An 11,716-nucleotide genomic window follows, 5' to 3' on the forward strand; every position below is an offset into this window, starting at 1 on the left:
ACACACAGCACCACCCTCACCCGAATCCAGGAGATCGCTATGAAACGCAGTACCGCAGTACCCGTGGCCGCCGCTCTCTCCGTCCTCGCGCTGACGCTGACGTCGTGCGCGGGCTCGTCCGACTCGTCCGCCCCCGCCGAGGGCGACTACGTCTCCGGCGGCACCTTCGTGACCGCCGTGGGCGACGACCCGGGCGACCTGAACCCGCTCAAGGCGGTCTCGCCCGACACGTTCGCGGTCGTCAGCCTCGCCTACGAGTCGCTCATCGCGGTGACCGCCGAGGGCGACCTCGTGCCGTGGCTCGCCGAGAGCTGGGAGGAGACGGGCACCGAGGTCGTCTTCACGCTGAAGGACGGCATCACCTGCACCGACGGCTCCGAGTTCACCGCGCAGACCGTCGCCGACAACCTCAACTACAACGCGAACCCCGACAACGCCACGTTCTCGTACGGCTCCGTGATCGACGAGACGGTCTCGGCGACGGCAGACGGCAACACGGTCACCGTGACCAGCACGGCCAACAATCCGTTCCTCGCGGTCAACGTCGGCACGATCATGCTCGTGTGCGACACGGGCCTCGCCGACCCGAGCATCCTGTCGGACTCGACCGACGGCACGGGTCTGTTCGGGCTGAGCGACGTCAAGCCGGGGGACACGTACACGTTCACCAAGCGCGACGACTACACGTGGGGCCCCGACGACGTGACGAGCGAGACGGCAGGTCTTCCCGACACGATCCAGGCGCGCGTCGTCACCGACGAGAGCACCGCGGCGAACCTGCTGGTCTCGGGCGAGATCAACGCCGCGACCATCTCGGGCGCCGACCGCGCCCGTCTCGACGGCGCCGGCCTCACCCACACGGGCGTGCGCAACCCGGTCGGCATGATCCTCTTCAACGAGAAGGAGGGGCGCCCGTTCTCCGACCCGCTGGTGCGCGAGGCGCTGTCGATCGCGATCGACCGCGACGAGGTCGGCACGGTGATCGCCGACGGCGAGGCGCTGCCCTCCGAGTCGCTCGTCACCAAGAACCCGCTGCTCTGCGTGGCCGGCGGCCCGAAGTGGGAGCTCCCCGACACCGACCTCGACCGTGCGGCCGAGCTGCTCGACGAGGCCGGGTGGGTCGAGGGTTCCGACGGCAAGCGCGCGAAGGACGGGCAGCCGCTCACCATCAAGTTCGTCTACAACGCCCCCACCTCGACGCACGCCGCCGCCGCGGAGCTCGTCAAGGAGACGTGGGACGGACTGGGAGTCACCACCGAGCTGTTCGCGAACGACGCGGCCGCGTGGTCGGAGCAGCTGTGGTCGACGTTCGACTGGGACACCGGCTGGGTGCAGGTCGCCCCGGGCGGGCCCGTGGTGCTGTCGACGTTCTTCGACGGTGCGACGCCCGACCAGGGCGGTCTGAACTTCATGTGGGTCGACAACCCCGAGTACTCGGCCCTCGCGGCCGAGGCGTCGAGCGCGACCCCGGAGGAGACCTGCGGCATCTGGCAGGACGCCGAGGCCGAGCTGATCAACCGCTTCGACGTGTTCCCGGTGACCGACAACATCCTGCCGACCTACCAGTCGGGGGCCGTCTTTGAGCAGCCGAACTACATCCAGCCCACCTCGATCCGGATGCTCGGCTGACATGACGACGACTCCTCCTCCCGCGACCGCCGAGGTGGTCGACACGACCACGGCCGCCCTGGCGGCGCGGGTGGAGGAGCGCCGTCTGCGGCGCGGACTCTCGCCGCGCACCGCGTTCCTGCTGCGCCGCCTCGGCCGGCTGGTGATCTCGCTGGCCGTGGTGATCGTCGCCTCGTTCCTGCTCATGTACCTCGTGCCCGGCGACCCGGTGCGCGCCGCGCTCGGGCAGAGCGCGACGCCGCAGCTCGTCGAGGCGACCCGCGCGCAGCTGGGACTCGACCGCCCGATGGGCGAGCAGTTCCTGCGCTTCATCGGCGGCCTGTTCACCGGCGACCTCGGCACCTCGGTGCGGCTGCAGCGGCCGGTGGCGGATGTTCTTGCGCAGCGCTTCCCGACGACGCTGCTGCTCGCGGTGCTCGCCTTCGTGATCGCCGTGGTCGGAGCGCTGCCGGCCGGCATCGGTGCGGCGGTGCTCGCCCGCTCCGGTCGCCGCCGCGGCCTGTCGATGACGCTCTCGGCGGTGCTCGGCATCCTGATCGCCGTGCCCAGCTTCCTCGTGGCGGTCGGTCTCATCTCGCTGTTCGCGGTGCAGCTCGGCTGGCTCCCCGCCGCCGGGTGGGGCAAACCCGCCGATGCGGTGCTGCCGGTGATCGCGCTCGCGATCGGGCCGATGGCCTACCTGGTGCGCATCGTGCAGGTCGAGATGCTGGCGGTGCTCGACACGACCTACATGACCACGGCCCGGGCGAAGCGGCTGCCGCGATGCCTGGTCTACCTGCGCCATGCGCTGCCGAACATCGTCACGGCGTCGCTCACGGTCGGCGGGCTCATCCTCGCCGGTCTCACCGCGGCGACCGTGCTCATCGAGACGGTGTTCGCGATCCCCGGCCTCGGCACGATCATGGTGTCGTCGGTCGGCGCCAAGGACTACCCGATGGTGCAGGGCGTCGTGATCGTCTACGCGCTCATCGTGCTCGGCGTGAACCTCGTGGTCGACGTCATCCTGGCCACCATCGATCCCCGCTCGTCGATCACGGAGGGCTGACCCATGTCCGTGCGCAAGAAGCTTCTCGCCCCCACGGCGATCACCGCCCTCATCGGCAGTGCGCTGCTGATCTTCCTGGCCATCGCCGGTCCGGCCGTGTGGGGCCCCGCGGCCGACACCACCGACGTCTCGTCGCGTCTGCTCGGCGCGAGTGCCGCGCATCCGTTCGGCACCGACGAGCTGGGCCGCGACATCTTCGCGCGGGTGCTCGTGGCGACGCGGCTCACGCTGCTGCTCACCCTCGGCGCCACGGCGATCGCCCTCGTCGGGGGCATCGTGTTCGGGCTCGTCGCCAGCATCCTGCCGAAGTACCCGCGGCGATGGTTCACCGGGCTGCTCGACATCCTGCTCGCCTTCCCCTGGCTGCTCATGGTGCTGTTCTTCACCGTCATCTGGGGCGCCACGGCGACCGGCGCGATGCTCGCGATCGGATTCGCCGGCATCCCCTCGTTCGCCCGCCTGGTCTACAACCTGGCCTCGTCGATCTCGGGGCGCGACTACGTGCGCGCCGCCCGCGTCGTCGGCGTCGGCCCGGTCGGCATCCTGCTGAGGCACGTGCTGCCGAACATCGCCAACCCGTTCTTCGTGAACGCCGCCGCGACCGCCAGCGTCACGCTGCTCTCGTTCGCGGGGCTGTCGTTCCTCGGGCTCGGGGTGCAGGCGCCCGCGTACGACTGGGGGCGGATGCTGCAGGAGGGCATCCTGCGCATCTACGTCAACCCGCTCGCCGCGGTCGGCCCCGGTATCGCGATCGTGCTCGCCGGACTCGTCTTCACACTGCTCAGCGAGGCGGTGGCCGGAAGGCGCGGCGCGGGGTTCCGCGCCGTCGCCGCCCGCGCGGTCGGCGGCGTCACGATCGCGTCGCGTCGGCGCGAGAGCGTGCCGACCGCGACCGGGGGTGGCGGCGACGATGTCGTGGCCGAGATCACCGACCTGCGCATCGCCTTCCCCACCGCAGACGGCGGCACGATCGAGCGGGTGCGGGGCGTCGACCTGCGCGTGCGCGCGGGCGAGATCGTCGGCATCGTGGGCGAGTCGGGGTCGGGCAAGTCACTCACCGCGATGGCGCTCGCCGGCCTGCTCGGCGACGACGCCCGCATCACCACCTCGGCGCACCGCTTCGACGACATCGACATGACGCGTCCGCTCACCGCAGCGGATCGCTCCCGGCTGGGGGTCGAGCTCGGCATGATCTTCCAGGATCCGCTGACCTCGCTCAACCCCGCGCTCACCATCGGACGCCAGCTCACCGAGGTGCCGGAGGTGCACATGGGCATGAAGCCGGCTCAGGCCCGCGCGCGTGCCGCCGACGCGCTCAGCGCGGTGGGGATCGCGAACGCCTCGGCGCGGCTGAAGCAGTACCCGCACGAGTTCTCGGGCGGTATGCGCCAGCGCGCCATGATCGGCATGGCGCTGACCGGACGGCCGAAGCTCATCGTCGCCGACGAGCCCACCACGGCGCTCGACGTCACCGTGCAGCGCCAGGTGATGGGCGTGCTGCACCGCGCCCAGGAGGAGACCGGCGCGGCGATCGTGTTCATCTCGCACGACATCGCCCTCGTCTCGGCGTTCTGCGACCGGGTCATCGTGATGAAGGACGGCCGCATGGTCGAGAGTCTCGCCGCCGACCGCATCCGCGACGACGCGCAGCACCCGTACACGAAGGCGCTGATCGCCTGCCTGCCCGACATGACCAGCGACCGCACGCGTCCGCTGCCGGTGATTCCGCCCGAGCTCGTGCCCGAAGCGCTCGACGAGGCGGCACCGCAGGCCGACCCGCAGGATGCCCACGAGGGCGCACTCGAGAAAGAGGTGCCGGTGTGAACGCGCTCGAGATCACGGACCTCGCGGTCCGCTACGGCCGCACCCGCGTCGTCGACGGGGTGAGCCTGTCGGTGCCGAAGGGACGCACCGTCGGACTCGTCGGCGAGTCGGGGTCGGGCAAGAGCACGATCGCCGCCGCGGCCGTGGGTCTCGTGCGCCCCGAGGCGGGCTCGATCCGCGTCGACGGGGTCGAGGCGACCGGCGTGGGAGCGGCGGCCCGACGGGCACGGCGGCGCATGCAGCTGGTGTTCCAGGACCCATTCTCGGCCCTCGACCCGCTCATGCCCATCGGCGACTCCATCGCCGAGGCGCTGCGCGCCACCGGCCGCCGCTGGACCCGCACCGAACGCGTCGCGCGGGTGCGGCAGCTGCTCGCGCAGGTGCACCTCGACCCCGATCGGGCAGGCGATCGCCCCGGCGCGTTCTCGGGCGGGCAGCGTCAGCGCATCACCATCGCGCGAGCGCTCGCCGGCGAACCGTCGGTGCTCATCGCCGACGAGGTCACGAGCGCCCTCGACGTGTCGGTGCAGGGCGCGATCCTCAACTTGCTGCGCGAGGTGCAGCAGGAGCTCGGCCTCTCGATGCTCTTCATCTCGCACAACCTCGCCGTCGTGCGGTACATCAGCGACGAGGTGTGCGTCATGCGCCATGGCAGTCTGGTGGAGGCCGGCCCCACCGAGGCGCTGCTCGACAGCCCGGCCGACCCCTACACGCGGGACCTGCTCGACGCGGTGCCCGTTCTCGGCGAGAGGATGCGATTCTGATGGGTTCCGGTTTCGACGGCGGGTTCGGTTCCGAGGCGGAGGGGCTGCGCCAGCACCTCACCGCGGTGCGGCGCGAGCTGCACGGCGCCGTGGAGATCGGACTCGACCTTCCGCGCACGCAGGAGATCCTGCTGCGCGAGCTCGAGGGACTCGGGCTCGAGATCACGACCGGCGCATCGCTGTCGTCCATCACCGCCGTGCTGCGGGGCGGTCGTCCCGGCCCCGTCGTGCTGCTGCGCGGCGACATGGACGGGCTGCCCATCGTCGAGGCATCCGGCCTGCCGTTCGCATCGACGAACGGGGCCATGCACGCCTGCGGGCACGATCTGCACATGGCGGGTGTGCTCGGCGCGGTGCGGCTGCTGGCCGCGCGTCGCGACGAGCTGCCCGGCACGGTCGTGTTCATGTTCCAGCCCGGTGAAGAGGGGCAGGCCGGCGGGCGCGTCATGATCGAAGAGGGCGTGCTCGACGCCGCGGGCGAGCGGCCCGCCGCGGCGTATGCGATCCACGTCGACAGCGCCACCCCGCGCGGCCAACTCGTCACCCGCGAGGGCGCGATGATGGCGAGCGCCAGCGCGCTGCGCCTCACGCTGCACGGCACGGGCGGACACGCCGCCTTCCCGCAGCTGGGCGTCGACCCCGTGCCGGTCGCCGCGCAGCTGATCCTCGCGGTGCAGACCTTCGCCGCCCGCCGCCTCCCGGCGACCGATCAGGCCGTGATCTCGATCACGCGCCTGAGCAGCGACTCCGAGGCGAGCAACGTGCTGGCCGCGACGGTGTTCCTAGAGGCGAACATCCGCACGCTGTCGATGCAGACCCTCGACACCGTGCGCGAGCAGCTGCCGGCCATGCTCGCCGGCATCGCCGAGGCGAACGGATGCCGGCTGGAGTCGGAGTTCATCGCCTCGTACCCCGTCACGTACAACGACCCCGCCGAGACGCGCGAGGTGCTGGCGGTGCTCGACGAGCTCGTGGGCGAGGAGCGCGTGACGCGTCTCGCCGCCCCGTCGATGGCGTCGGAGGACTTCTCGTACGTGCTGCAGGAGGTGCCGGGCGCCCTCGTGTTCGTCGGCGCCGCGCCCGACTCGGGGCCCATGCCGCTGCACTCCGAGCACGCGATCTTCGACGACGAGGTGCTTCCGCTGCAGGCATCCGTGCTCGCCGAGCTCGCCTGGCGGCGCCTCGCCCGCGGCTGACGCCGGCGCCTCAGCGGCGACGCACAGGCTGCTGCAATTCCGTCACCCAGTCGGACTGGTCTTCGGTGACCGCCCGGACGTAGAGCTCCCGGCACGGCCCCGAGTGCTCCAGCCCGCGCGCGATGATCTCGGCGTGGACCGTCTGCCAGCTCTCGGCGATGTGGTCCATGGAACCGAGGTGGATGCCGCATACCGCCGCGTCCTCAGCGGGCAGCTCGATGACCTCGAAGCCATCGCGGACCGGCCCGGTGTAGGCGTAGCCGGCGATGACCTCCAGGCCGTCTTCGAGAGTCGCGTACTGAGCGATCGGCGTGGTCAGCGCTCCGCACTCCTCGCCGATGCTCTCGGCGACGACATCGAATGCCGGACCCACGACCGCGGCGACCTCCGATAGATCCGCGACGACGACGCGACGGGCCGCCACGCGGACAGGGGCAGCGACTTCTCGACGATCTCGACCTGGGACATGTGATTCTCCTTCTCGATCAGATGGAGCCGCCGCTCCACGTCGACGAGTCGGTCGGCAGCGATACGGTGCTCCCGTTCGACCTCCGCGCGCCGGATGCGCAGCAGAGCGGCGATGCGACGCGCATCGACCCCGCCTTCGAGAATCGACGAGATGTCGTCGAGACCGAAGCCGAGCTGGCGCAGCGCGACGATCCGGTTCAGCCGTTCGAGTTGCGAGGGATCGTATGAGCGGTAGCCGCTGTACTCGTCCACGTGAGCGGGCACGAGCAGCCCGGCGGTGTCCCAGTGCCGCAGCATGCGGTGGGTCACGTGGCCGATCTGCGCGAAGGCTCCGACGGATAACATGTCTCGGTTCTCCCGCCTTCCACAGTGTCAGAGTCAAGTATCGCCGCCCAACGCCGGCGTGGGCTCCACGTGCGGGATGCGTTCCGAGGGAGGGCGCCACAGCCATAGCGCACGCGAGAACATAGCTACGGGAACCATGGTTCCGACTGTCGCGGCCCTGCGAGGCTGGGTCGCACCCGGCGTCAGCGGAGATGCCGGTGGAAGGGAACGCACTCATGACCTCGGCATCCACCGCCTCGCGCGACGACGTCACGACCGGGAGGTCGCAGATCCGCACGATCGTCGCCTCCAGCGTCGTCGGCACCACCGTCGAGTGGTTCGACTTCTTCGCGTACTCGACGGCCGCCGCCCTCATCCTCAACAGCCTGTTCTTCCCCGACTACGACCCGCTCGTCGGCACCATCCTGGCGTTCGGCGGCATCGCGGTCGGATACTTCGGGCGCCCGCTCGGCTCCATCGTCTTCGGGCACTTCGGCGACCGGATCGGGCGCAAGCGGATGCTCGTCATCTCGCTCGTGCTCATGGGGGTCGCGACCTTCCTCATCGGTCTCCTGCCGACGTACGCCGCGATCGGGGTGGCCGCGCCGATCCTGCTGATGGTGCTGCGGTTCGTGCAGGGCTTCGCCCTCGGCGGCGAGTGGGGCGGTGCGGTCCTGCTCGTCGTCGAGCACGCCGAGCCGCGCCGGCGCGCGTTCCTCGGCAGCTTCCCGCAGGTCGGCCTCGCGCTCGGCCTCACCCTGTCGACGCTGGTGTTCCTGCCGCTCGTCGCCCTGCCGGGCGACGCGTTCCAGACCTGGGGCTGGCGTGTGCCGTTCCTCATCAGCGCCGTGCTCGTGCTGGTGGGCCTGTTCATCCGCCTGAAGATCACCGAGACGCCCGAGTTCGAGAAGATGCGCGATGCGGGCAAGGCCGCGCGCGTGCCGCTGTGGGAGACGCTCAAGACCCACCCGGGTCAGGTCATCCTCGCCGCGCTGAGCTTCGCCGTGATCGGCGCGGTCTTCTACATGCTGTTCACGTTCAGCCTCACCTACGGCACGCAGTTCGTCGGGCACTCGCAGCCCGAGATGCTGACGATCGCGACGATCTGCTCGGTGCTGGCCCTCGGGGGTCTGCCGCTCGCGGGACGACTGGCCGACCGGTTCGGCGTCGCGCAGGTCTTCGCAGCGGGCACGATCCTCTCGGTGCTCCTCGCGTTCCCCGCGTTCTGGCTGATCGACACCGGCAGTCTCGCCGCGGCCTATGTCGCCTACATCGCGACGACCATCGGGTTCTGCGCGACGTACGGCACGCTCGGCGTGCTCTACGCCCAGGCCTTCGACGTGCGCATCCGCTACACGGGCATGTCGCTCGCGCTCGGCATCGGCACGATCGCGGGGTCGGCATTCGTGCCGATCATCTACCTCGAGCTGCTCGACGTGTTCGGCGGTTCATGGGCCATCGCGCTGTACATGGTGGTCGCCGGACTCGTCACCCTCGTCTCGGTCTCGCTGCTGCACCGTCTCACCCGCCGCTCCGCCCGCGCCTCGGCGCCGGCGACGGCATCCGTCCCGGAAGGATCCGCTCGATGATCGACGACGCCACCCGCGCCCTGCTCGCCGGCCTCGGAGGGGTGGATGCCGCACCCGGGTCGCTCGCCGGGGTGGTGGTGCTCGACGTGACGCGCGTCGTCGCCGGTCCGTACTGCTCGATGATCCTCGCCGACCTCGGCGCCACCGTCATCAAGGTCGAGAACCCCGACGACCCCGACTACACGCGCACCTTCCCGCCGATGCTGCCCCGCGACGGGGCCGAACCGCTCAGCGGCTTCTTCGCGCAGTACAACCGCAACAAGCTCGGCGTGACGCTCAACCTCAAGAGCCCGGGGGCCGCCGACGTGCTCGACCGGCTCGTGGAACGCGCCGACGTGCTGGTCGAGAACTTCCGCCCCGGCACCATGGACCGCCTCGGCCACGGCTACGAACGGCTGCGCACCGTGAACCCGAAGCTCGTGTACGCGGCGCTCAGCGGGTACGGGCAGTCGGGCCCGTACCGGTTGCGGCCCGCGTACGACAACAGCGCCCAGGCGACCGGCGGGCTGTGGTCGATGAACGGCGCCGCCGACGGCCCGCCCACCCGCGTCGGCACGATCATCGGCGACCTCGCCGCGAGCCTCTACGGCGTGATCGGGGTGCTCGCGGCGCTGCGGCACGCCGAGCAGACCGGCGAGGGGCAGCTCGTCGACATCTCGCAGCAGGACTCCGTGCTCACCCTCACCGAGAACGCGGTCGTGTCGTACACGGTCGACGGCATCGTGCCGAAGCCGCTCGGCAACCAGCATCCGTTCGTGCGCCCCTACGAACTGTTCCCGTGCGCCGACGGATTCGTGTTCTTCGGCGGCTACACCGACAAGTTCTGGCGCATCTCGTGCGAGACGTTCGGCAGCCCCGACGACTGGCACGAGAACCCCGACCTGCACGCCATGGCCACCCGCTTCGACGCCGAGGTCTACCAGGAGCGGGTCAAACCCATGGTGGTGCGCTGGTTCGCCGACCGCACCAAGGCCGAGCTCGAGGCGCTCGCCGGCGACCTCGTGCCGCTGAGCGCCGTGAAGGACATCGGCGAGGTCGTCGAGGATCCGCAGATCGCCGCGCGCGACATGATCGTCGACGCCGAGTACCCGGGCCACGGGCCGCTGCGCACCTTCGGCTCGCCCGTGAAGCTCGACCGCACGCCGCCGCGCACCGACGGCCTCGCCCCCGACACGGGGGAGCACACCGACCGCGTGCTCGGCGAGCTGCTCGGCTACTCGGCCGACGAGGTCGAGGCGCTGCGGGCGGGCGGCACGATCTGATGGGCATCCGTCTCGACCGCTCCGGCGGCATCGGCGTCATCACGATCGACCGCCCCGAGAAGCTCAACGCACTGACCCTCGCGATGTACGACGACCTCGGCGCCGCTTTCGCCGAGGTTCGCGACGACCCGCGCATCGGTGTGGCCGTGCTGACGGGTGCGGGGGAGCGCGCGTTCTGCGTCGGCGCCGACCTGGGCGAGTCGATCCCCGCGCTCACCGAGGAACGCTTCGACATCAGCGAGTGGGATGCCGCTCACCAGAAGCACTCGACGCTCGAGAAGCCGGTCGTCGCCGCGATCAACGGCCTGTGCATGGGCGGGGGCTTCGAGATCATGCTGTCGACCGACATCCGTCTCGCCGCGGCCGATGCGCAGTTCGCGCTGCCCGAGACCGGGGTGGGCGTGGTGCCGGCGGGCGGCACGCTCGTGCGGCTGATCCGGCAGATCCCCTACGCCTTCGCGATGGACCTCATGCTGCGCGGCGACCGCATCGACGCCGAGACGGCGCTGCGGTACGGGCTCGTGAATCGCGTGGTGGAGGCATCCGCCCTGCACGACGAGGCGCTCGGCGTCGCCGAACAGCTGCTCACCAAGAGCGCCACGGCCCTCGCGACCGTGAAGCGCGCGGTGCGGGCGCTCGCCGATCTGCCCGAGCCCGACGCCTTCCGCCTCGAAGCGGTGCTCGGTCAGCAGGCCTTCGCGAGCGACGACGCCCGCGAGGGGCTCGCCGCCTTCGCCGACCGCCGCACCCCGGCCTTCCCGTCCCGCGCCTGACGCCCCCGCGCCCGTTCCCTGCTCCCCACCCCGGTCCCGTGTTCCCGTCCCGTGTCCCCCCGTCCCCCCGTCCCGTGTCCCCCCGTCCCCCCGGTCCCGTGTCCCCCTCGTCCCCACCCCGTGCGGGATCGATATGTCGGGTTCAACGGCCCGGGAAGCTGACATATCGATCCCGCATGCGGGGGAGAAGGGGGAAAGGGGGAAAGGGGGTCAGGGCGTGCGGGGCTCGGGGGCGGGGCGCTCGTCGGTGCTGAGTACGCCCATGAGCAGCGAGTCGACCCACTCGCCGTCCCAGAGGAGGGTGTGGCGCTGGCGTCCCTCGTGCCGGAAACCGGCCTTCTCGTACGAGCGCACCGCGCGCGGATTGAACGAGAACACGTCGAGCGACACGCGGTGCAGCCCGATCGTCGTGAAGGCATGATCGAGCACGGCGGCGGTCGCCTCGGTGCCGTAGCCGCGGCCGGGGCGGCCGGGGAGCAGAGCGATGCGGAAGTTCATGGCGGCGTTCTCGTCGTCGAGCTCGTTCAGCACGATCTCGCCGAGGTAGTCGCCCGTGTCGGTGTCGAGGATGGCCCAGTCGGCGCGGTCGTTTCGCGCACCGACCGCGGCGAGGTGTTTCGCCACGGCATCGCGGGAGAACGTCGCCGTGGTGCCGGTCAGGCGCAGCGTCTCGGTATCGGCGAGCCCGAGCATCACGTCGTCGAGGAACTCGGGGCCCAGCGCGACCAGCCGAAGACGCGGCGTGGTGAGTGTCGCGGGGAACGAGAGGGCGGAGGCGTCGACGCGAGGTTCCTGCATCCCCCCACGCTAGCCCCGCCCCCCCACCCCGCCCCCACCCCCTC

At 71.0% G+C, this 11,716-nt stretch carries 11 protein-coding genes; 8 read left to right on the forward strand and 3 right to left on the reverse strand.

The annotated features are described in order from the left end of the window. The first annotated feature begins 39 nt into the window (after window positions 1–39). From AC3A3J_RS05295 to AC3A3J_RS05315, 5 genes are read left to right on the forward strand one after another with little or no spacing between them, the layout of a single operon-like run. The gene (locus AC3A3J_RS05295; RefSeq protein ID WP_487671275.1) at window positions 40–1,629 is read left to right on the forward strand and encodes an ABC transporter substrate-binding protein; all 1,590 of its coding nucleotides are present in this window, start codon (window positions 40–42) and stop codon (window positions 1,627–1,629) included. A gap of 1 nt (window position 1,630) precedes the next feature. Further along, a complete protein-coding gene (locus tag AC3A3J_RS05300) occupies window positions 1,631–2,674 on the forward strand; it encodes an ABC transporter permease (RefSeq protein ID WP_487671276.1) in 1,044 nt (347 codons plus the stop codon). A 3-nt stretch (window positions 2,675–2,677) separates the two neighbouring features. Next, window positions 2,678–4,498 (forward strand): dipeptide/oligopeptide/nickel ABC transporter permease/ATP-binding protein, encoded by a 1,821-nt coding sequence (locus AC3A3J_RS05305; protein ID WP_487671277.1) that lies wholly within the window; start codon window positions 2,678–2,680, stop codon window positions 4,496–4,498. Beyond that, complete coding sequence (locus tag AC3A3J_RS05310; protein WP_487671278.1) at window positions 4,495–5,262, forward strand: ABC transporter ATP-binding protein; 768 nt, start codon at window positions 4,495–4,497, stop codon at window positions 5,260–5,262. Before AC3A3J_RS05305 ends, AC3A3J_RS05310 begins: the two co-directional genes overlap by 4 nt. Further along, complete coding sequence (locus AC3A3J_RS05315) at window positions 5,262–6,458, forward strand: M20 metallopeptidase family protein (RefSeq protein WP_487671279.1); 1,197 nt, start codon at window positions 5,262–5,264, stop codon at window positions 6,456–6,458. Before AC3A3J_RS05310 ends, AC3A3J_RS05315 begins: the two co-directional genes overlap by 1 nt. A gap of 10 nt (window positions 6,459–6,468) precedes the next feature. On the opposite strand, the gene AC3A3J_RS05320 is transcribed toward AC3A3J_RS05315, so the two are convergent. After that, window positions 6,469–6,831: a GyrI-like domain-containing protein gene (locus AC3A3J_RS05320; RefSeq protein ID WP_487671280.1), complete on the reverse strand. Its 363-nt coding sequence runs from the start codon at window positions 6,829–6,831 to the stop codon at window positions 6,469–6,471. Beyond that, window positions 6,774–7,271: a MerR family transcriptional regulator gene (locus AC3A3J_RS05325; RefSeq protein ID WP_487671281.1), complete on the reverse strand. Its 498-nt coding sequence runs from the start codon at window positions 7,269–7,271 to the stop codon at window positions 6,774–6,776. The genes AC3A3J_RS05320 and AC3A3J_RS05325 overlap by 58 nt, the downstream gene beginning before the upstream one ends. A gap of 215 nt (window positions 7,272–7,486) precedes the next feature. Here AC3A3J_RS05325 and AC3A3J_RS05330 point away from each other — a divergent pair, with 215 nt between their 5' ends. From AC3A3J_RS05330 to AC3A3J_RS05340, 3 genes are read left to right on the forward strand one after another with little or no spacing between them, the layout of a single operon-like run. Next, window positions 7,487–8,839, forward strand: coding sequence for an MFS transporter (locus AC3A3J_RS05330; RefSeq protein ID WP_487671282.1), 1,353 nt, complete (start codon window positions 7,487–7,489; stop codon window positions 8,837–8,839). After that, on the forward strand, window positions 8,836–10,101 hold the full coding sequence (locus tag AC3A3J_RS05335; RefSeq protein WP_487671283.1) for a CaiB/BaiF CoA transferase family protein: 1,266 nt from the start codon (window positions 8,836–8,838) through the stop codon (window positions 10,099–10,101). The genes AC3A3J_RS05330 and AC3A3J_RS05335 overlap by 4 nt, the downstream gene beginning before the upstream one ends. After that, window positions 10,101–10,874, forward strand: a complete 774-nt coding sequence (locus AC3A3J_RS05340; RefSeq protein WP_487671284.1) for an enoyl-CoA hydratase/isomerase family protein — start codon at window positions 10,101–10,103, stop codon at window positions 10,872–10,874. Before AC3A3J_RS05335 ends, AC3A3J_RS05340 begins: the two co-directional genes overlap by 1 nt. A gap of 210 nt (window positions 10,875–11,084) precedes the next feature. On the opposite strand, the gene AC3A3J_RS05345 is transcribed toward AC3A3J_RS05340, so the two are convergent. After that, on the reverse strand, window positions 11,085–11,672 hold the full coding sequence (locus tag AC3A3J_RS05345) for a GNAT family N-acetyltransferase (RefSeq protein WP_487671285.1): 588 nt from the start codon (window positions 11,670–11,672) through the stop codon (window positions 11,085–11,087). Between the last annotated feature and the right edge of the window lie 44 nt (window positions 11,673–11,716).

It is taken from the genome of Microbacterium sp. Soil_N32 (assembly GCF_057655505.1).

Excerpts from the sequence above, each read along its gene's own strand:
- AC3A3J_RS05295 (WP_487671275.1), top strand. The coding sequence starts at position 40 with ATGAAACGCAGTACCGCAGTACCCGTGGCCGCCGCTCTCTCCGTCCTC.
- AC3A3J_RS05300 (WP_487671276.1), top strand. The coding sequence starts at position 1,631 with ATGACGACGACTCCTCCTCCCGCGACCGCCGAGGTGGTCGACACGACC.
- AC3A3J_RS05305 (WP_487671277.1), top strand. The coding sequence starts at position 2,678 with ATGTCCGTGCGCAAGAAGCTTCTCGCCCCCACGGCGATCACCGCCCTC.
- AC3A3J_RS05315 (WP_487671279.1), top strand. The coding sequence starts at position 5,262 with ATGGGTTCCGGTTTCGACGGCGGGTTCGGTTCCGAGGCGGAGGGGCTG.
- AC3A3J_RS05325 (WP_487671281.1), bottom strand. The coding sequence starts at position 7,271 with ATGTTATCCGTCGGAGCCTTCGCGCAGATCGGCCACGTGACCCACCGC.
- AC3A3J_RS05330 (WP_487671282.1), top strand. The coding sequence starts at position 7,487 with ATGACCTCGGCATCCACCGCCTCGCGCGACGACGTCACGACCGGGAGG.
- AC3A3J_RS05335 (WP_487671283.1), top strand. The coding sequence starts at position 8,836 with ATGATCGACGACGCCACCCGCGCCCTGCTCGCCGGCCTCGGAGGGGTG.
- AC3A3J_RS05340 (WP_487671284.1), top strand. The coding sequence starts at position 10,101 with ATGGGCATCCGTCTCGACCGCTCCGGCGGCATCGGCGTCATCACGATC.
- AC3A3J_RS05345 (WP_487671285.1), bottom strand. The coding sequence starts at position 11,672 with ATGCAGGAACCTCGCGTCGACGCCTCCGCCCTCTCGTTCCCCGCGACA.